The organism is Vibrio sp. G-C-1, assembly GCF_021728015.1.
Lineage (GTDB): Bacteria > Pseudomonadota > Gammaproteobacteria > Enterobacterales > Vibrionaceae > Vibrio > Vibrio splendidus.
In genome coordinates, this window is the sequence record NZ_JAKKCR010000005.1 from 121748 (window position 1) to 143102 (window position 21355).

Consider the following 21355-nt stretch of genomic DNA (forward strand, 5'->3'; position numbering starts at 1 on the left):
AAGGTTTGTCATTTTCATCATCAGGAAGGTGTGTTTTGTTTGGAAGTCGTTTTGCGGATATCAGTCTCAAAGGAGACATGTTTGGCGGTGTAACCACAGCCATCATTTCATTGCCTTTAGCGTTGGCATTTGGTGTTGCGTCTGGTGCGGGCGCGGAAGCTGGCCTTTGGGGCGCCATCATGGTCGGCCTATTTGCCGCACTGTTTGGCGGCTCAAGCAGCTTGATATCAGAGCCTACCGGTCCGATGACGGTGATCATGACAGCAGTGATGACAAGCATGGTGGCCAAATATCCTGAAACCGGAATGGCAATGACCTTTACCGTGGTCATGATGGCGGGTGCTTTTCAGATATTACTTGGTACCTTAAAGCTCGGAAAATACGTTACTTTGATGCCATATAGCGTGATTTCTGGTTTTATGTCGGGTATCGGCGTTATTCTGATTATCTTGCAGTTATCACCATTGTTAGGACATGCGGCTCCATCTGGCGGGGTGATGGGCACGCTTTCCGCATTGCCTGATACGTTAGCCCATCTGAAAATAAGCGAACTGTTTTTAGGAGCATTGACGCTCGGTATTCTTTTTGGTTTTCCAGCCAAATATCGTAAGTATGTGCCAGCTCAACTGGTCGCTTTGGTTGCTGTGACCCTTTTATCCGTCATTATTTTTGATACCGACTCTATTCGCCGTATTGGTGAAATCCCCGCTGGTTTGCCCTCTCTCGTTATTCCGACAATCAGTTCTGAACAATTTACGACCATGGTTATTGATGCCTTGGTGCTGGGTACTCTTGGTTGTATTGATACGCTTTTGACTGCGGTTATCGGAGATTCATTGACTCGTAAAGAGCATGATTCAGATAAAGAACTTCGTGGCCAAGGCATCGCGAATATGATCTCTGGTCTGTTTGGTGCGCTACCCGGTGCGGGCGCAACCATGGGTACCGTAACCAATATCCAGGTGGGTGCTCGCTCTCCACTTTCTGGTGTTATTCGAGCCTTAGTTTTAGCATTGGTGGTATTGGTTGCTGGTGGCTTAACCGAACCAATCCCTATGGCGGTATTGGCTGGCATTGCGATGTATGTTGGTTTCAATATTCTTGACTGGAGCTTTATCCAGCGAGCACACAAGGTGAGTTATGCCGGCATGGGCGTAATGTACGGCGTGATGCTGTTGACTGTATTCGTGGACTTGATTATTGCTGTCGGACTGGGTGTTTTTATCTCGAATATCCTGATTATTGAAAGATTGAGCCGAGAGCAAGCCAGACAAGTTAAGGCGATCAGTGATGGTGATGATGAAGACGATATCCCATTGACCGATAGCGAACGTCAGCTACTGGATAGTGCCAATGGTAAAGTGCTGTTCTTTTACCTTTCTGGGCCAATGATATTCAGTGTTTCAAAGGCGATTTCACGTCAGCACTCTAGTATCTCTGATTACGAAGCGATGATTCTAGATCTGACAGATGTACCTATGATTGATGTGACGGTTGGGCTTGCACTAGAAAATGCGATTAAAGATGCGTTGGATGCGCAGTGTGAAGTGTACTTACTGTGTCCGAATGAGAATACTCGTCAGCAGCTAGAGAAATTCCACGTGCTTGATCTTGTGCCGGAATCCAACACTTACCGATTCAGATATGAAGCTCTGACAGCTGCAACAAGCTATGTTGATAGAGATGAACATCAATTTGAGTCAGTCTAATTTTCAGCAATAATCTGACATGAATCAGTTATAGACGCCAAATCTAGTATTGGTGATTAATGCCGTTAAGTGAATAACTTAACGGTATTTTTATGTTTGCTGAACACTGAATTGGTCTTTACGTAAGCTAATATTCTTGTTCGCTTTCGAAAGAAACCCTCACTCGGTATTTGTATTAATCGTTAATCAACGATAAACTTGTTTGCAAAATGGCCGAGTAAACAAGTTTGGGTTAGTTTTCTGCTAGCTCGTTTTAAGCATTACTCTCTTCCTCAAGCCCGGTCATCAACATCTTATCTATAGCAAATGGCAGTCTATCTCTATGTATGCATTAGAAATTGAGCAATTAAGAAAAACTTATGCAGGGGGCTTTGAGGCTCTTAAAGGCGTTAGTTTACAAGTAGAAAAAGGCGATTTTTACGCTCTGCTTGGTCCAAATGGTGCAGGTAAATCAACCACCATTGGTGTTATCTCTTCACTGGTTAACAAAACTTCAGGCAAAGTTAAAGTGTTCGGCTACGACATTGATACCGATCTGGAGTTGGCGAAACAGAACTTAGGTCTAGTGCCTCAAGAGTTTAACTTTAACCCGTTCGAAACCGTTGAGCAGATCGTACTACAACAAGCGGGTTATTACGGTGTGCCAAAAGCACTGGCGAAAGAGCGAGCGAAAAAATACTTATCTCAGCTCGATTTGTGGGAAAAGCGTGGCGAACGTGCACGTAACTTGTCTGGTGGTATGAAGCGTCGCTTGATGATCGCACGTGCACTGATGCATGAGCCTCATTTGTTGATTCTTGATGAGCCAACGGCGGGCGTTGATATTGAACTGCGTCGTTCAATGTGGGGGTTTCTGAAGGAGATCAATGAGAAGCAGGGTATTACCATTATCTTGACGACGCACTACCTAGAAGAAGCGGAAATGCTGTGTCGTAACATTGGTATCATCAACCGTGGTGAGCTGATCGAGAATACAACAATGAAGTCGCTGCTGGGTAAGTTGAGTGCAGAGACCTTTATTCTTGATCTTGAAGAGGGCGCCACTGAACCTAAACTTGAAGGTATGAATAGCCAAGTGATGGTTAATGGTTCGCTAGAAATCGAAATCGACAAGAACCTAGGTTTGAATACCATCTTTGCTCAATTGAGTGAACAGCAGGTGAAAGTCCTCTCTATGCGTAACAAAGCAAACCGTTTAGAAGAGCTATTTGTGAGTATTGTCCGTGAGGGGAGTAAATAATATGTACAGCCTATATTGGACCGCTTTCTGTAGCTTGTTGACCAAAGAGATCAATCGCTTTACTCGTATTTGGGTGCAAACGCTTGTCCCGCCAGCGATTACCATGACGCTGTATTTCATCATCTTTGGCAACTTGATTGGTGCGCGTATTGGTGAAATGAACGGCTTTAGTTACATGGAATACATTGTTCCCGGCCTGATCATGATGTCGGTGATCACTAACTCATATTCCAACGTTGCTTCGTCGTTTTTTAGTGCCAAATTCCAGAAGAACATTGAAGAACTGCTTGTAGCGCCAGTCCCTAACTACGTGATCATTGCTGGTTTCGTCATGGGCGGTGTGGTGCGTGGCTTGTTAGTGGGCACCATAGTTACCTTCGTATCGCTTTTCTTTGTCGACCTGCAAGTTGACCATTGGGGCGTGATTATTGCGACAGTATTTCTAACGTCGGTTGTGTTCGCTCTGGGCGGCTTAATCAACGCTGTATTTGCACGCACGTTTGACGATATCTCTATTATCCCGACCTTTATATTAACGCCGTTGACGTACCTTGGTGGTGTGTTTTACTCGATCAGTCTATTGCCTGAATTTTGGCAAGGTGTGTCGAAACTGAACCCAATTGTGTACATGGTTAACGCGTTCAGATATGGCTTCTTGGGCGTGTCTGATGTGGGTATTGTAACGTCGTTTGGTGTATTGGGTGTGTTTATCGTAGCGCTGTATGGCGTTGCACACTATCTAGTGACTAAGGGGATTGGCTTACGTAGCTAACCTTTGGTTAATCTAAGTCATAGGTAAAGAAAAAGGTCGATATAACATCGACCTTTTTTATGTTTTGCGTTTGGTGTTCTTGTTTTGCGTTAAGAGCAGAAGCCGACTATTCAGCCGTTTCTTCTTTTGTTTCCGTAACCAAATCTAGAACTTGGTTATCGATAAGACGCGTCTTACCTAGGAAAGCTGACATCAGAATCACAGCTTGAGTCGTTTCTGACGTGATCGCTTGCAGCGTTTTCGCATCACAGATAAAGATCTCATCTGGTTGTAAGTCAGCTGCGCGTAGCTGGTCAGTCGCATCTTCAATCACTGACGCGTAATCATCGCGGCCACCACGAATAGCGCTGCTGATCCAACGCATAGTGCGCGCTAGAACTGGAGCTCGTTGACGCTCGTCAATCGTTAGGTTGCTATTGCGAGAGCTCATTGCCAAGCCATCCATTTCACGAACGGTCGCTACGCCGACAACTTCAATGTCTAACGCTAAATCTGTTGTCATCTGGCGAATAACAGCAAGTTGCTGAAAGTCTTTCTCACCGAAGCATGCAAAGTTTGGCTGAACGATATTAAACAGTTTAGCGACAATCGTTGATACGCCGCGGAAGTGACCTGGACGAGACGCGCCTTCAAGCATGTGAGATATGCCTGGAACTTCAACAAACGTCTGTTTATCTAATCCATCTGGGTACATGACTTCTGGTGTCGGTGTAAACACGAGCTCAACACCTTCGGCTGTTAACTTACTTAAATCAGCTTCTAACGTACGAGGATAGTTGTTCAAGTCATCAGTACGATCAAACTGCATCGGGTTAACAAAGATGCTTACCACAACAATATCAGCCAGTTCACGAGCTTTCTTGACCAGAGTCAGGTGACCTTCATGCAGGTTTCCCATTGTCGGGACAAAAGCAACCGTACGTCCATCACGCTTAAACTGTTTAATCTGCTCACGAAGAGCCGCTATTTCAGCAAAAGTTTGCATAGTTACTCCTAAGCGATTGTATGAGCATCATCAGGGAAACGTGCGCTCTCTACTTCTTCTTTGTATAGAGCGACGGCTTTACGCATATCACCTGTTTCAGCTAGGAAATTCTTAGAGAATTTCGGCATGTAGTTCGCAGAAATACCGAACATGTCATGCATAACCAAGATCTGACCATCGGTAACATTACCTGCGCCGATACCGATAACGGGTACGTCACAAGCTTCTGTAATTCTTTTTGCCAATGAAGCGGGCACACATTCAAGGAGAACGATTTGAGCGCCTGCGTTTTGCAGTGCTAGAGCGTCAGCAACCATTTTGTCGGCTTGCTCGTCGTCACGACCTTGCACTTTGTAACCACCCAAAATGTTCACAGACTGAGGCGTTAAGCCTAAGTGTGCACATACTGGTACTGCACGTTCTGTTAGCATCTTCACAGTATCAACCAACCAGCTTCCGCCTTCGATTTTTACCATGTTCGCACCAGCACGCATCAAGGTTGCTGCGCTCTCACAGGCTTGCTCTGGCGTTGCGTAGCTCATGAAAGGCATGTCAGCCATAAGAAGACAGTTTGGGCTACCTACGCGCACTGAGCGAGTATGGTAAGCAATGTCTTCAACGGTTACTGGTAATGTGTCGTTATGGCCTTGTAGAACCATACCCAGTGAGTCACCGACAAGCAGAACTGGCATTTCTTGGCTTTCGAATAACTGAGCAAAGCTCGCATCATAAGCTGTCGACGTCGCGAATTTACGGCCTTCACGTTTGCATTTGATCAGGTCGTTAATGGTTACTTTTTTCATTGGTTTTCCTTAATGCGCTTGGCTATTGTTGCCAAACATTGAGCCCGTTCTTATCAACTATTTTGAGTAGTTCTGTCAGCTCAGTCCCATCAGGGAGTTGTAAACTTGGTGCGATTTCAGCAAGCGGGTAAAGTACAAACTCTCGTTCTTTCATTCCGTAATGAGGAACGATTAAGCGCTCTGAATCGATCACCTCATTGCCGTATAACACAATGTCGAGATCCAAAGTTCTTGGCCCCCAACGCTCGTCTTTACGGACGCGCCCTTGCTCTAGCTCGATCTTTTGAGTGCAATCAAGCAGTTCAATTGGCGTTAATTCGGTTTGGATTGCTACTACCGCGTTGATGTAGTCAGGTTGGTTTTGCGGCCCCATTGGAGTGCTACTATATAGCTGAGAGGTCGCAATAAACGTTGATCGCGGTAGGATTTTTAGCGTTTCGATAGCCAAGTTTGCTTGGCTAACTGGGTCGGCAAGGTTGCTGCCGACCGCAATATAAGCCGTTATCATTCGGACTGCTTACTCTTTTTGTTTCGGTAAGTCTTACGGCGACGATGGCCTGATTTTGATGGTGCTGCAACGTCGTTAGCCATCGCTTGGCGCATGTTGCGGCCTGCGGTCTGATAACGCTCCCACCATTTTGCTAGTTCTTTGGTTTCGCCACCCTCAATCTCGCCACGCATTTCTAGGAAGTCGTAACCAGCACGGAACTTATTCAGTTCCATGAGACGAACAGCACGTTTACCGTTACGACGAGGCAGTCGCAATTGCAGTTGCCAAACTTCACGAACGGTCGCCGTGTGACGACGAGGAATAGCAATAGACTTAACTTGCTGGTCAAGAATGATGTTGCTCGCTTCCATTATCGCATCGTAATGCGCCATACCCTGCTCAGCGACAAGCTTGTCTGCAAGCTTGTTCATTGGGTACCAAAGAATCGCTGCAAACATAAATGCAGGGTTTACTCGCTTGCCATCTTCGATACGAAGATCGGTTGAGTCGAGTACTAAGTCAAGCATCTGCTCTGTATGAGAGTCGTAACCTTCAGTGAAGTGCTCTGCAATTGCAGGGAACATCTGTTGGAACAGATTGTATTCACGCATTAGGTGATAGGTTTCTAAACCGTGACCTGATTGAAGTAATTTCAGAGACTCTTCGTAAAGGCGCGCTGCTGGGATATCTTTTAGCAGGTGTGCCAGCTCTTCGATAGGGTCTGCTGTGTCTTCTTCAATATCGAAATCCAGTTTAGCGGCGAAACGCATCGCGCGAAGCATACGTACCGGATCTTCACGGTAGCGAGTTTCTGGATCGCCAATTAAGCGGATCAGCTTGTCTTCTAAATCTTCCACACCACCCGCGTAATCGTGAATGCTGTAGTCTGCAATGTTGTAGTACATCGCATTAATAGTGAAGTCACGACGCTCTGCATCTTCATCAACATTGCCGTACACGTTATCGCGTAGCAGCATGCCTTCATCAGATTGCGCAGATACGTTTTTCGATGGCTCTTGGTGGTGGCCACGGAAAGTTGCCACTTCAATGATGTCACGACCAAACATGATATGTGCTAAGCGGAAACGGCGACCGATAAGGCGACAGTTTCTGAAGAGGTTTTTGATTTGTTCTGGTGTTGCGTTGGTCGCAATATCAAAATCTTTTGGCTGTGAGCCTAATAAGATATCGCGAACACCACCACCGACTAGAAATGCGTCAAAACCCGCACCATTCAGGCGATATAGCACTTTTAGTGCGTTGTCGCTGATCTGCTTGCGTGAAATATTGTGCTCTTGACGAGTATATATATTCAGAGCTAATTCGTGGAATCCGCGTTGTTCGCTTGGGGTATTGTCGTTTGTATTCATTAGTTTAGAACAAAGTAGGTATCGCCAGCTTTGTTTTTCTCTTAGTCCAAAGTGGTAGTGCAGAGTTTAATTGCGGCTAATGATAGCTTAGCGCGAGCCATTTGAGAACATCGTCTGCTTAACCACTGCAGTTGGTTATGGCATTTTTATGTGTCGTTTTTGCTATTTACCGTTAGTTTTGAGCTAATCGCTGTGCTCTTTTTGTAAACTATCAGGTAACTGGCTGACGTTCCATTGCTGAGTTCCCCATAACAAAATCTCATCCATTGAAGCCTCACAGAGGGCATGCGGGATACCAAAACCTAAGAATCGCATAGCGTCGAGCAGCGTTGGTTTTGGGTTGTCGAGATCGATCGCGGTGGCATGGTTCTGTTTTGACAGTTTATTCCCCAAGCCATCGGTTGCCAATGGTAAGTGCAAGTAACTCACGGTTTTTTGCTTGAGTGTCTTATACAAACTGATTTGTCGACCTGTAGGTTCTATCAGGTCTGCGCCTCTTACGACTTCTGTTACCCCTTGCTCGATGTCATCAAGGACAACCGCCAAGTTATAGGCAAACAATCCATCTCTGCGTTTGATAATAAAATCTTCTTCAGCCAATGCTTTAGGGATTTGAATCGTGCCGTGACGAACATCGTCAAAAGACTCGACTGGAAAGTCCATGCACAAGCGCACGGCTTGTTCGCCTGAATCAATCAAACCTGCGTTTCGGCAGTGACCATTATAAAACCCACCCAGAGACTTTATCTGCTTGCGTGTGCATTGACAGTAATAGGCTTGCTTGTCAGCGACCCATTGATCAATTTGAGCTTGGTAAAGGTCATGGCGTTGGCTTTGGTAGACGACTTCGCCATCCCAAAATAGGTGGTAAGCCTCAAGCGTCTTAAGAATGAGGTCTGCAGCGCCGGCCATTTCTCTTGGTGGGTCGAGGTCTTCCATGCGAACTAACCATTGTCCTTGGTTTGATTTCGCTTGAAAGTAGCTACCAAGAGCTGCAACTAGTGATCCAAAATGAAGAGGACCTGACGGTGATGGTGCAAAGCGCCCGATATAATTCATAAGTGAAAAACCTAATCTTGATGGTACCGCAGTAGCCGATTCTTAAGACGTTTATCTATTGCTTTGGTTCGTTTAGTCATCGTATTAATACGTACAAACAAGCCAAAGCTGTTGATTTTCTAGCAAAATATTGAAATATTCAGCTTGGATAACAAACAAAAAAGGGAGCCAAAGCTCCCTTTTTTACATCCGCAAGAATTAACCTTGCATCTGTTTCTCTTTGATCTCTGCAAGTGTTTTACAGTCAATACAAAGGTCAGCAGTTGGACGAGCTTCAAGACGACGAATGCCAATCTCGACACCGCAAGAGTCACAGAAGCCGAAATCGTCTTCTTCGATCTTGTCTAGTGTCTTCTCAATTTTCTTGATAAGACGGCGCTCACGGTCACGGTTACGTAACTCTAGGCTGAATTCTTCTTCTTGAGAAGCACGGTCAACTGGGTCTGGGAAATTTGCTGCTTCGTCCTGCATGTGGTGCACAGTACGATCAACTTCTTCCCTGAGCTGGTTGCGCCAAGCTGCTAAAATTTTTGTAAAATGTTCCGTTTGCTCAGGTGACATGTATTCTTCACCTGGCTTTGCTTGGTACGGTTCAACACCTGCGATGGCTAGGATGCCTAGCGCTTTTTTCTTAGATTCTGGCATACAGCATCTCCTATTTACACCTAGTCAACTGCAAAGCAGCTAATTTTAAGGCGGGTATCTATAGCAGAAAGAACGAATGGTGGCAAATACTCTTGTTCAAACTTGCAATCAATGTGAATAGTTCAGCATTTTTGCTTAGCTATTGATAAATTCAACAGCTTGTTTTAGTTGTATTTGAGTACTGCTGAGCTCTGCTTTATAGCAAAGCACTTCAACACCAGCGTCTTGTGCTTGTTTAAGTAATAACGAATATTTGGCGTCTATATGGTGTGCCGCAGACACTTTTTCAATACCTGAATGCAAAACAGTGAATAAAAGTACGGCTCTATTTCCAGATTCGACCATTTCTGTGAGTTCACGCAGATGTTTCTGGCCTCTAGTGGTGACCGCATCAGGGAAAAAGCCTTGTCCTTTGGTTGACGTTTTTTGCTTAGTTGATATTTGTTGCTTAGTGGACGTTTGTTGTTCGTCGAGCAAAGTGACGCTTTTTACTTCGATATAGCAAGGCGGCTTTTCGTTATCTTCAAGCAGAATATCAATTCGACTATTCTCACTGCCATATTTCACTTCGGTTCGTAACGCGTTATAGCCTAAGAGTTCAACTATAGTATTATTTTCAATTGCTTCCACTGCCAACTGGTTTGCTCGCGCAGTATTTACACAAATACGGTGACCTTTGTCTGTTTCTGAGATCTCCCAGCTGTTTGGGTATTTTCTTTTTACATTATCTGAGGTTGAGTACCACACCGTATTGCCAGGGGTCGCACATCCCGTCATTGCACCAGTGTTAGCGCAATGAATAGTACGTTCGCTGCCGTCTGGAAGTTGGATGTCAGTGAGAAAACGTTTATAGCGTTTAATAAGAGTCGCTGGCTCTAATGGAGGATTGAAGTGCATATTACTTATTTAGACAGGTAGGTTTTTATGTACAATGTTGCCAACATTACACCACAAGGTTCTCCCATTGCCACAACTGCCCATAGAAGCTGTGATGCCAGATCTGCTCGCTGGCGTAGAAACACACACTCAACTTATTCTAAAGGCCGCTCCCGGTGCGGGTAAGTCAACATTCTTCCCTTTACAGTTAGTTAAGACCAACGCCGTTCAAGGCAAAATCATTATGCTTGAACCGAGGCGTTTGGCGGCAAGGAATATCGCAACTTACTTAGCCAGCCAATTGGGAGAAAAAGTGGGAGAGAGCATAGGTTTTAGAGTTCGTGGTGAATCTAAAACCAGCAATGCGACTCGCTTGGAAATCGTAACCGAAGGGATTATGACGAGAATGATCCAAACCGACCCTGAATTGACTGGGGTTGATATGGTGATCTTTGATGAGTTCCACGAGCGCAGTATCCATGCAGATACCGCGCTGGCCTTTAGTTTGGAGATCCAAGAAGCACTGCGTGATGATCTAAAAGTGGTGGTGATGTCGGCAACCTTAGATCAACACGCGCTGCAATCTTTGTTGCCTGATGCCAAGTATGTTGAATCACAAGGGCGAACTTTCCCGGTCGACTTCCGTTATCAGCCATTAGGCTCGAATGAATATTTAGCTCCTAAGATGGCCAACGTAATTCGTTCTCTGATGGAGAAACAGTCAGGCTCACTTTTGGCTTTCTTGCCGGGTGTCTCGGCGATAAAACAAGTCGAATCTCAACTAGAACAACTCGCCAGCGATATCGATGTGTGTCCTTTGTACGGTCAGCTCAGCTTTCCTCAACAACAAAAAGCGATTGCGCCATCAGAGAAAGGGCGTCGAAAAGTGGTGTTAGCGACCAATATTGCTGAGACTTCTTTAACGATTGAGGGCATTCGACTGGTGGTCGATTCCGGGCTTGAACGTGTGGCAAAGTTCGATCTGAAAACCGGTATTACTAAGCTGGAGCAAGTGAAAATCTCGCAATCTTCAGCTGAACAAAGAGCGGGTCGTGCTGGGCGAATCGAAGAGGGCTTGTGTGTTCGCTTGTACAGTGAAACACAGTTGATGCAGCAACCTGCTGTGCCAGAACCTGAGATTCTTCATTCTGATTTGTCTTCGTTGGTGTCTGAATTGACACAATGGGGAGCCGCAAGTGCTGATGAATTGCAATGGTTAGACATTCCACCGAAAGCTTCAACAGAACAAGCTAAGCAACTCTTACAAAACCTGGAACTGTTAGACGGTAATGGTCAATTTACGGCACTAGGAAAACAGGCTCAACGCTTAGGAATTGAACCTCGCATCGCCAGTATGTTGGTTAAAGCGCAGCAAAGCAGCCAAGAGCTACTGAATGTCGCGATTGTTGCTGCCGCTTTACTTGAAGAGCCAGAGCGCAATGTGACGGATATTCAGCATTCGTTGCATCGACTGAAGCAAAGAAAACACTCAAAAAATAGCGTTGTGATGCAGCGAGCGAAAAGTCTCGCGAGCAAACTCAAACATCACTTAGATTTGTCACAAGTTGACGAATCATTGCTACCATTAGTGCTTTGTTTTGCCTTCCCAGACCGAATTGCACAAGTGAGAAGCGCAACCAGCAGTGCTTTCCTTCTTGCGAATGGCCACGGGGCTGAGGTTCGAGACGATGATTCATTGGCGAACAATGACTATATCGTAGTGATTGATTTGATGCGCAGCACAGGGCGAGCCAGTCAGATTTTCTTAGCCACCGCCGTTGATATTTCGCAGCTAGAAGTTGAATTCCCAAAACTGCTTGTGCGTTCAGATTACGCCGATTGGGATGAAAAACGTGGCCGCTTAGTGGCCGAGCAGCGAGTGTCTTTGGGCAAGTTGATTATCAGCACCAAAGCTTTACCAGAGCCTGATGCGAATCAGGCGAGCCAAGCGCTACTCAATTATATCGCTCGATGCGGGTTGGATCGCTTACATTGGACCCCTTCGGCTAAACAACTGGTTGAGCGGGTACGCTGTGCAGAACTTTGGATGCCTGAGCATGATTGGCCAGCGATGGATGAGGCGAGTTTAGTTGAACATCTTGATGAGTGGCTGTCGCCGTATTTAAATGGCATTAAGTCTGCTAAAGGGTTGTCGAATGTATCGATTGAACAAGCACTGTCGGCATACCTTGGTTGGCCGTTGAATCAAGAAATTGATCAATGGCTGCCTACCGACTATCTGATGCCGACGGGCAGTAAAAAAGCAATTCGCTACCAGTATCAGTCTGAGCCAGTGATCTCAGTACGAATGCAGGAAGTCTTTGGTGAACGAGACTCGCCATTGATCGCGCAAGGGCGTAAAAAAGTGGTGCTTGAGCTACTTTCTCCAGCACAACGACCACTACAAATTACTCAAGATTTAGCTGGCTTTTGGGCTGGCGCGTACAAAGAAGTACAAAAAGAAATGAAAGGCCGTTACCCAAAACATCCTTGGCCAGATGACCCTGCTAACCATGTAGCAACCACTAAAACCAAACGACAGTTGAATCGATGATGACCAAAATGTTAACGCCCAAAAAGGCACCACCTAAAAAAGCGCCAGCAAAGAAGTCACCAGCGACCAAAGCCAAGCCTAGAAAGCCAAGAGCAGCAGCAAAAAAGACTAAACCTAAAGCTAAGCCGTCTGGCAAGAGAGGTTGGTTGAAGATCCTGTGGGGCATTTCTTGGAAAGCAGGCTTGGCACTTGCTGCATTGCTGTTGTTCGTCGGTATTTATCTTGATTCCGTGGTCAAGCAGCGTTTTGAAGGTCAGTTGTTTGATTTGCCAACCGTGGTTTATGCGCGAGTGCTGGACCTGTCTCCGGGAACTCAGGTGAGTTTGGTGCAGGTTAAGAATGAGCTGGATGTACTCAATTATCGTAAGGTGAACGCTCCTCGTCACCCAGGCGAATACTCTTCTTCTTCAACCAAGATTGAAATGATTCGTCGCCCGTTCGAGTTTGTCGATGGACCGGAAGCGGATCGTCATGTGATGCTGCATTTCAACGGTAACGAGTTAACTCGTATTCAGTCGCTAGAGAAGAAAGGCGACATGGGGTATCTGCGTGTTGAACCGAAAATGCTTGGCATGCTTGAAAAAAGCAGCGATGAGCAGCGTCTGTTCTTAAAACGTAATCAGTTCCCTGAGGTGATGGTTGATGCATTGCTGGCAACCGAAGACCGAAATTTCTATCAGCACGATGGGGTATCGCCACTGGCAATCGCTCGTGCGATGGTGGTCAATGTAAAAGCAGGGCGAACCGTACAAGGTGGCAGTACGTTGACGCAACAATTGGCAAAAAACCTGTTCTTATCTAGCGAGCGCACATTATGGCGTAAGGTTCGCGAAGCCTATATTGCACTTATCTTGGATCATCGTTACAGCAAAGACCGCATCTTAGAAGCATACTTAAACGAGGTTTATCTTGGGCAAAATGGTGGGCAAGCGATTCATGGCTTTGGGTTAGCATCTCGCTTGTACTTCGGGCAACCGATTCAAGAACTCCGAATCGATCAACTAGCACTGCTGGTCGGCATGGTCAAAGGACCTTCGTATTACAACCCGGTTCGTTACCCTGAGCGAGCTAAGACTCGACGTGATTTGGTTCTACGTTTGCTGATGCAACAAGACATATTGACGCCGAAACAGTACGAAGAAGCCGCAAGCCGAGACTTGGATATTCAAGATAACCCACGTATAGCGAGCCGTCAGCCCGCTTACTTCCAGCAAGTAAACATTGAGCTTAAGAGATATGTCGGTGACCGATTTGAAGCACAGAAAGGCATTCGAGTCTTTACCTCTCTGGATCCGGTGTCCCAAGACAAGCTAGAGAAGTCGATTGCTCGTAAGGTGCCTGATTTATCTAAAACGGCAGGTAACAAGCTCGAGGCTGCTGCTATTGCCGTGGATAGAAATACTGGTGAAATTCGTGCGATGGTTGGTGGTAAGCGTACTGGCTACGATGGCTTTAACCGTGCTTTGAATGCGAGTCGTCCTATTGGTTCCTTGGTTAAGCCTGCAATCTACTTAACCGCACTAGATCAACCCCAGAAGTACACGTTGGCGACAACATTGAAGGACACGCCACTGAGCTTGAAAGGCAGTAAAGGCAGCGTGTGGAGCCCAAGAAACTTCGATCGTAAGTTCCGTGGCGATGTGCCCTTGTATGTGGCGCTTTCTAAGTCTTACAACGTACCAACGGTTCGTTTGGGCATGCAGTTAGGTATTGATAGCGTTTCGGATACGATTGGAAAACTGGGTGTCGATAAAAACGAAATTCGTCCAGTGCCATCGATGTTTTTGGGTTCATTCTCATTGACCCCATTTCAGGTAGCGCAGATGTACCAAACCATCACCAACTCTGGCCGTATCGCACCTTTGTCTGCGCTTCGTTCAGTTGTTGATAACGATGGTGAGGTTCTATATCAGTCGATCCCTCGTGTATCACAAAGCGTTGACCAGCAAGCAGCTTGGTTGACAACTTATGCCATGAAACGTGGTGTGTCTGAAGGTACGGGGCGTTTCCTGCAAGGTCAGTTTGCATGGGCAGGATTAGCGGGTAAAACGGGAACCAGTAATGACAGCCGAGACAGTTGGTTCGTGGGTGTTGATGGTCGCGAAGTCACTACCATCTGGCTAGGGCGCGATGATAATAAGCCGACTAAACTCACGGGCTCTAGTGGTGCGCTACGTGTCTATGCCGATTATCTGAAACATCGAACTCCAGAGCAGTTACTGTTGCCTTGGCCGAATGGCATTACGACGGCAAGTTTTACTCGAACTTCTCAAGGGGCTTTAGAGTTTGACTGTGACGGTACGGTTAAACTGCCGGTATGGGATGAGAATGGAAACATTAAAAAGGGTTGTGAAAGTCAACCAAAACAGTGGCTAAAAAAGCTTTTTCAGTGGTAAAGTCGTAAAAGAAAAGAATGACAAGGATAGTTTAAAGAATGATTTCTCGTTGGATAGTGAGCAGCTTAGGCATTGTCGGTACTGTGATCAGTTTTCAGCTGTTTGCATCTACTGTGACACCGGTGGAACAATCTCAGCAAGCTGGACAAGCTCATAAAAGACCAACCGTTGCTGTTGTGCTTGCTGGTGGAGGAGCCAAAGGAGCGGCTCACATTGGTGTACTTAAAGCGCTAGAAGAGATGCAAATTCCGGTCGATTACATTACTGGTACTAGCATGGGTTCTTACGTTGGTGGGCTTTATGCGACAGGGATGAGTGCTGATGAGATTGAAAGTTTTATTTATACGGTTGATTGGAATCGCGGCTACCGTGATCGTGTTAACCGTAGTGATCGCCGAGTACGTGACAAAGAATATGAAGACCGTTACCAACTGAACACCGATCTCGGTTTAGGTTGGGGCGAAATCAAAGCTAGGAAAGGTGTGGTTCAAGGTCAGAACATGTTGCGTATTCTGCGTGAGACCACAGGTAACCTATCTCCACTCGACTCTTTTGACCATCTTGCTATTCCCTACCGTTCAGTCGCAACCGACATTATTGAGCTTGAAGAAGTGGTCATCGACCATGGTCACCTTGTTGATGCGATGATGGCCAGTATGTCAGTTCCCGGCGCGCTTCCCCCTTATGAATTAGATGGCCGAATGCTGGTTGATGGTGGTGTCACCAATAATATGCCAGTCGACGTTGCCAGAGCGATGGGCGCGGACATTGTCATTGCGGTGGATATCAGTACCAATTACAAAGGCAAAGAAGATTTCACGAATTTTCTAGCGGCAGCTGATCAACTCTCTAATTATCTGGTCCAACGCAGCACTCAAGAGCAAGCTGAAACACTGACGGATGATGATGTTTTCCTACGTCCTGATGTTGGGCAAATGGAGACGACTGACTTTGATAAAATGCCATCGGCTTTCCTCGCGGGCTATGAAGCCGCTAAGCAGCATACTGATGAGCTTTCTAAGCTGTCACTTTCTAACGCGGACTATCAGAAGTATATCGAGCATAAGCAACAAGCTCGAAAGCAGCTGAAACATGGCGATCAAACTGTCGTCGATAGGGTGGTCATCAACAACAACACCCACTATTCAGATAAGTTGATCGAAAACCGCTTAAACCTTGATTCTGGTGAGGTTTTGAAAACCAGTGAAATCGAATCTAAAGTGAAAGATCTCTATGCACTGGATAGATTTGAGTTGGTCACTTATGAATTTGACAACGTTGACGGTGAAGACCAACTTCAAGTCGATGTGAACGAAAAGTCTTGGGGCCCAAACTACCTCAACTTTCGATTCTTTCTTGAAGATGATTTCTCTACTACTAGTCAGTACTCGATCGGTGTCTCAGCCAACTTTACCGATATTAATAAGCATGGTGCAGAGCTAAGAACTAACGTCGAGATGGGTACTGACAAACGAATTGAAGCGGAACTTTACTCGCCCTTCTTTTCGAGTCAAAAACTGTTCACTTCTGCATCGATTGTTTACAGTAAGGAAAATAGAAACTTGTCCGTGGTTGAGGGGGAGATTGGAGAGCCGACATTAGAGGCGACTACAGACTATGTCCCACTGACTTATAGTGAATATGTCGGTGAATTGGCATTAGGCTATCAACCGACGTTGTGGCAAGAACTGAAATTTGGTGCTCGTTATACTGATGGGGGTTTGGAGGTTTCTTCGCTACCATCTTTTGGTAACGGAGCGTATACACGTATAGGCGGGTTTATTAGTTATCGGCTCGATACTTTAGATAATTTTAGTTTGCCAACGGAAGGTTACTTTGTCGATTTAGAATATCTTGTTTCCCATGATGACTTTGAGGACAACACGTCTGGAGATACCCCGGATCTAGGGGCTGAAAGCGATACGGTTTATGAGTTTTCGGCTAATTTCATGGCAGCAAAGAGTATTGAGAAGCATACTTTAGTCGCAAAGCTTGATTACGGTATTGTAGAGAGTAAGAACTCGATTTTTCCAATCGACCCCAAAGAGCTTGGCGGTTTCTTAAACCTGTCAGGTATTCCAAGGAATAGTATGATAGGTCAGAACTTGGCCTACACCAGCCTTATCTATCGTTATAAGTGGTTTGAAAATGACTTCGGCCTCTTTAAATCACCGTTCTACGTAGGTGCATCCATAGAACATGGTGGTGTTTGGTCGAACAATGATTTAACCATTGATGAAGCACCAATGTACACCGCAGGTTCTGTTTTTGCTGGTGTCGATTCGCCAATAGGACCGATCATTTTGGCTTATGGCCGAACTGAAGATAACTATGATTCGGTCTATTTGATTGTCGGTACTTCCTACAAATAATCATGCGTAGAGTAGCCGTTTAACTGCGTAATTAGGCAAAAATAGTGGGACTTTCGTCTTAACTTGCTATGTTGGTCAAAATGATAAGATTTTAATTTAACGTTAAATTTGCTATTCTATCGCCCACAGTTTGGCCTCTATGACGCCGCTCATCAATACAAATTGAATGACAAAAATGGCAATGGAGAGCCAAGTTTCCAAGGATGTTCACTTCTTTATTTTACTAACAATTATGAAGGTAAGAAGTGAACCGCAATGAGAGGAAAAAAGTCGTGCTTGAAGCCTACCGTAAACACGTCGAAGAACGTGCTGCCGAGGGAGTTGTTCCAAAACCACTAGATGCTGAGCAGGTAGCTGGCCTAGTTGAACTTCTGAAGAATCCACCTCAAGGTGAAGAAGAAATCATTCTTGACCTACTAGAAAACCGCATTCCACCGGGTGTAGATGAAGCTGCTTATGTAAAAGCGGGCTTTCTTACGGCTATCACTAAAGGTGAAGTGACATCTCCACTAGTAAGCAAAGCAAAAGCTGCACAACTGCTTGGTACTATGCAAGGCGGTTACAACATCGAATCTCTAGTATCTCTACTAGATGACGCTGAACTTGCTCCAATCGCTGTTAAAGCCCTTTCTCATACTCTACTGATGTTCGATGCGTTTTACGATGTCGAAGAGAAAGCGAAAGCAGGTAATGCTTCTGCACAACAAGTGCTTCAATCTTGGGCTGATGCTGAATGGTTCACAGCTAAAGACAAAGTAGCGGAAAAAATCACCGTTAAAGTATTTAAAGTCACTGGTGAAACGAACACCGATGACCTATCTCCAGCGCCTGATGCATGGTCACGTCCTGATATCCCAGTACATGCGAAAGCGATGCTGAAAATGGAACGTGATGGCATTACTCCTGACGAACAGGGTAACGTTGGTCCAATCAAACAGATTGAAGAAATGCAAAAAGACGGCATTCAACTGGCTTACGTTGGTGATGTTGTTGGTACAGGTTCTTCACGTAAATCGGCAACGAACTCAGTGCTTTGGTTTATGGGCGAAGATATCCCATTCGTACCAAACAAGCGTACTGGCGGTGTTTGTCTTGGTGGTAAAATTGCACCAATCTTCTACAACACAATGGAAGATTCAGGCGCACTACCCATTGAACTGAACGTACAAGACATGAACATGGGCGATATCATTGATATCTACCCGTACGAAGGTGTTGTTCATAAGAACGGTTCTGTGATTTCAAACTTTGAACTAGGCAAAGTTTTGCTAGACGAAGTTCGTGCTGGTGGCCGCATTCCACTGATCATTGGTCGTGGCCTAACAGGTCGTGCTCGTGATGCTCTAGGCCTAGCTGAAACAGACCTATTTGCTAAACCAATCGATCCATTAGCTTCTGATAAAGGCTACACGCTAGCTCAGAAGATGGTAGGTAAAGCGTGTGGTGTTGAAGGTGTACGTGCTGGTCAGTACTGTGAACCTAAAATGACGACAGTGGGTTCTCAAGATACTACGGGTCCTATGACTCGTGATGAACTTAAAGATCTGGCGTGTCTTGGTTTCTCAGCAGACCTTGTAATGCAGTCTTTCTGTCACACATCTGCATACCCTAAACCGGTTGATGTAAACACTCACCATACGCTACCTGATTTCATCATGAACCGTGCGGGTGTTTCACTTCGTCCGGGTGATGGTGTTATTCACTCATGGCTAAACCGTATGCTTCTTCCTGATACTGTAGGTACAGGTGGTGACTCGCATACTCGTTTCCCTCTTGGTATTTCATTCCCTGCGGGTTCTGGCTTGGTCGCATTTGCGGCGGCAACAGGTGTTATGCCTCTTGATATGCCTGAATCTATCTTGGTTCGCTTTAAAGGCGAAATGCAACCGGGTATCACACTACGTGACCTAGTACATGCCATTCCACTTTACGGTATCAAGCAAGGTCTACTAACTGTTGAGAAAGCAGGTAAGATCAACGAATTCTCTGGTCGTGTACTAGAAATTGAAGGCGTTGAACACCTGTCTGTAGAGCAAGCATTTGAGCTTTCTGATGCATCTGCTGAGCGTTCAGCTGCAGGTTGTACTGTTAAGCTATCTCAAGAGTCTATCGATGAGTACCTGAACTCGAATATCGTTATGCTTAAGTGGATGATTGCTGAAGGTTACGGTGATGTTCGTACGATTGAGCGTCGTATTACGGCAATGGAAGAGTGGGTTGCGAACCCTGAGTTGCTATCTGCAGATTCAGATGCGGAATACGCGCATGTTATCGAGATTGATCTTGCTGATATTGACCAACCAATCCTATGTGCGCCAAACGATCCAGATGATGCTCGCCTTCTTTCAGACGTTCAAGGCACTGAGATTCAAGAAGTGTTCATCGGTTCTTGTATGACCAACATTGGTCACTTCCGCGCTGCAGGTAAGATGTTAGAAGAGTTTAACGGCTCACTAAATACTCGCCTATGGGTTGCTCCGCCAACGAAGATGGATAAAGACCAACTGACAGAAGAAGGCTACTACGGCATCTTCGGTCGTGCTGGGGTACGTATCGAAACTCCTGGCTGTTCACTATGTATGGGTAACCAAGCTCGTGTTGCTGATGCTTCGACGGTTATGTCGACGTCAACACGTAACTTCCCGAACCGTTTGGGTAATGGTGCGAACGTTTACCTAGCTTCTGCTGAGCTTTCTGCTGTTGGTGCGATTCTTGGTCGTATTCCAACGAAAGAAGAGTACTTAGAGTACGCAGAGAAGATCAATGCAACCGCTGCTGATACATATCGTTACCTGAACTTCCATAAAATGGGTCAGTACACGGAAAAAGCAGACACAGTTATCTTTCAAGAGCCTGCATAAGCGCTTTATAGATAATCAGTCAGTCGCTACTGCATTGCAGTAACGTACTCGCTGCTAATACAACGCCTTCTCTATACGAGAGGGCGTTTTTGTTTGTGTGCGTTCTTGGTGATTTGCTCTTGCTGATTTTTTATTGGTGGTTTAGTGCAGCATTAAACGCACTCGATCTCTCGTAGACTTCGCTATATACTCTCGCCTCATTTTTTACCCTATCTGTCATTAGTGCGCGGAGCCTTTATGGAATTTGAATTTACACGAAACACTTTAATGGGCGAGTACTATGTAAAGTGCAGCATGGGTCATGAAATTGTTGGCCGCTGGCTTCAAGAAGAGATCGGGAAAGATAAGCAGAAACTGGATCACGTGATGGCGTTGATTGAACAATCTCGACAGGATCTGAGTAATGAAGTGACGCTGCTTGGCAAAGAGATCAGCCTTGCTATCAATGAAGATGACGTAACGATTCAGGAAAACGTGTTAGCGCATGAGCAAGAGATGGAAGAGGGCAGTGAATTTGACTTCTACAACTGTGAAAGCCAAGCAAGCTGTGGAATCGATGATTTCGAGCGACTTATCGAACGCTGGATGGACTTTTTAGGCTATTAAGGTTTAACTTTCTACTCGCTAGTTAGCCCCTATTCTTGAGTCATTTAGAGCTTTGAAGGCTTGGTTGCCCAAAACTGGAGCAACAATAGCGCAACGCATTAAGATAGTGAAAAGGCCGCACCATATTGGTGCGGCCTTTTTCGTTATTACGAACTTATTATCTTCATGTTGTTTAAAATCAATGATTTAACTTTTTGGCACGCTACTTGGATTGTAATAAGAGAATTAACGGATTAAGTAAGAATTTAAGGAACGAATATGAAATTAATAAATGCCATTGTTAAGCCATTCAAATTAGACGATGTACGCGAAGCGCTCTCTGATGTGGGTATTGAAGGTATGACTGTTTCTGAAGTGAAAGGCTTTGGTCGTCAGAAGGGACACACTGAATTGTATCGTGGTGCGGAGTACCAAGTGGATTTCCTACCAAAAGTGAAGCTAGAGATTGCTACCCAAGCTGAAAATGTTGACCGAGTTGTTGAAGCGATTAGCCAAGCAGCACATACCGGAAAAATCGGTGATGGCAAAATTTTTGTGTATGACCTAAGCCAAGCCGTACGTATTCGTACTGGTGAAATGGATGCTGAAGCACTTTAAAGAATTACAAGGACTGGAGA

The 21355-nt window shown here is 45.5% G+C and carries 16 protein-coding genes; 9 read left to right on the forward strand and 7 right to left on the reverse strand.

The features are described 5' to 3' along the window. Positions 1 to 77 precede the first annotated feature (77 nt). The 3 genes from L3V36_RS09600 (at position 78) to L3V36_RS09610 (ending at position 3721) form a co-directional block, all read left to right on the forward strand. Complete coding sequence (locus L3V36_RS09600; RefSeq protein WP_029222729.1) at positions 78 to 1709, forward strand: SulP family inorganic anion transporter; 1632 nt, start codon at positions 78 to 80, stop codon at positions 1707 to 1709. Between the two features lie 322 nt (positions 1710 to 2031). Continuing rightward, positions 2032 to 2949: an ABC transporter ATP-binding protein gene (locus L3V36_RS09605; RefSeq protein ID WP_102448388.1), complete on the forward strand. Its 918-nt coding sequence runs from the start codon at positions 2032 to 2034 to the stop codon at positions 2947 to 2949. A gap of 1 nt (position 2950) precedes the next feature. Further along, positions 2951 to 3721: an ABC transporter permease gene (locus tag L3V36_RS09610; protein WP_004735456.1), complete on the forward strand. Its 771-nt coding sequence runs from the start codon at positions 2951 to 2953 to the stop codon at positions 3719 to 3721. A gap of 106 nt (positions 3722 to 3827) precedes the next feature. Here L3V36_RS09610 and panC read toward each other — a convergent pair whose 3' ends face one another. The 7 genes from panC to sfsA form a co-directional block, all read right to left on the reverse strand. Continuing rightward, positions 3828 to 4706, reverse strand: coding sequence for a pantoate--beta-alanine ligase (panC, locus tag L3V36_RS09615; protein WP_102448389.1), 879 nt, complete (start codon positions 4704 to 4706; stop codon positions 3828 to 3830). Between the two features lie 8 nt (positions 4707 to 4714). Then, on the reverse strand, positions 4715 to 5509 hold the full coding sequence (gene panB / locus L3V36_RS09620) for a 3-methyl-2-oxobutanoate hydroxymethyltransferase (protein WP_102448390.1): 795 nt from the start codon (positions 5507 to 5509) through the stop codon (positions 4715 to 4717). A gap of 22 nt (positions 5510 to 5531) precedes the next feature. Further along, positions 5532 to 6017 (reverse strand): 2-amino-4-hydroxy-6-hydroxymethyldihydropteridine diphosphokinase, encoded by a 486-nt coding sequence (folK, locus tag L3V36_RS09625; protein WP_102448391.1) that lies wholly within the window; start codon positions 6015 to 6017, stop codon positions 5532 to 5534. After that, complete coding sequence (gene pcnB / locus L3V36_RS09630; protein WP_004735460.1) at positions 6014 to 7369, reverse strand: polynucleotide adenylyltransferase PcnB; 1356 nt, start codon at positions 7367 to 7369, stop codon at positions 6014 to 6016. The genes folK and pcnB overlap by 4 nt, the downstream gene beginning before the upstream one ends. Positions 7370 to 7552: 183 nt before the next feature. Further along, complete coding sequence (gluQRS, locus tag L3V36_RS09635) at positions 7553 to 8428, reverse strand: tRNA glutamyl-Q(34) synthetase GluQRS (protein WP_102448392.1); 876 nt, start codon at positions 8426 to 8428, stop codon at positions 7553 to 7555. A 198-nt stretch (positions 8429 to 8626) separates the two neighbouring features. Further along, positions 8627 to 9073, reverse strand: a complete 447-nt coding sequence (gene dksA, locus L3V36_RS09640) for an RNA polymerase-binding protein DksA (protein WP_017073117.1) — start codon at positions 9071 to 9073, stop codon at positions 8627 to 8629. A gap of 135 nt (positions 9074 to 9208) precedes the next feature. Then, positions 9209 to 9970 (reverse strand): DNA/RNA nuclease SfsA, encoded by a 762-nt coding sequence (gene sfsA, locus L3V36_RS09645; protein WP_019350583.1) that lies wholly within the window; start codon positions 9968 to 9970, stop codon positions 9209 to 9211. Positions 9971 to 10004: 34 nt separating this feature from the next. Here sfsA and hrpB point away from each other — a divergent pair, with 34 nt between their 5' ends. The 6 genes from hrpB (at position 10005) to glnK (ending at position 21335) form a co-directional block, all read left to right on the forward strand. Further along, positions 10005 to 12503, forward strand: coding sequence for an ATP-dependent helicase HrpB (gene hrpB / locus L3V36_RS09650; protein ID WP_083994938.1), 2499 nt, complete (start codon positions 10005 to 10007; stop codon positions 12501 to 12503). Next, a complete protein-coding gene (gene mrcB, locus L3V36_RS09655) occupies positions 12500 to 14899 on the forward strand; it encodes a penicillin-binding protein 1B (protein ID WP_017087413.1) in 2400 nt (799 codons plus the stop codon). Before hrpB ends, mrcB begins: the two co-directional genes overlap by 4 nt. Before the next feature lie 38 nt (positions 14900 to 14937). Then, the gene (locus L3V36_RS09660; RefSeq protein WP_017093876.1) at positions 14938 to 17271 is read left to right on the forward strand and encodes a patatin-like phospholipase family protein; all 2334 of its coding nucleotides are present in this window, start codon (positions 14938 to 14940) and stop codon (positions 17269 to 17271) included. Positions 17272 to 17543: 272 nt separating this feature from the next. Then, positions 17544 to 20132, forward strand: a complete 2589-nt coding sequence (acnB, locus tag L3V36_RS09665; RefSeq protein ID WP_026012369.1) for a bifunctional aconitate hydratase 2/2-methylisocitrate dehydratase — start codon at positions 17544 to 17546, stop codon at positions 20130 to 20132. A 237-nt stretch (positions 20133 to 20369) separates the two neighbouring features. Continuing rightward, positions 20370 to 20738 carry a YacL family protein gene (locus L3V36_RS09670; RefSeq protein WP_017088701.1) on the forward strand — a complete coding sequence of 123 codons (369 nt, stop codon included), beginning with the start codon at positions 20370 to 20372 and terminating at the stop codon, positions 20736 to 20738. Positions 20739 to 20996: 258 nt separating this feature from the next. Next, entirely contained in the window at positions 20997 to 21335 is a 339-nt protein-coding gene (glnK, locus tag L3V36_RS09675; protein WP_004738200.1) for a P-II family nitrogen regulator, read from the forward strand. The last annotated feature ends 20 nt before the right edge of the window (positions 21336 to 21355 follow it).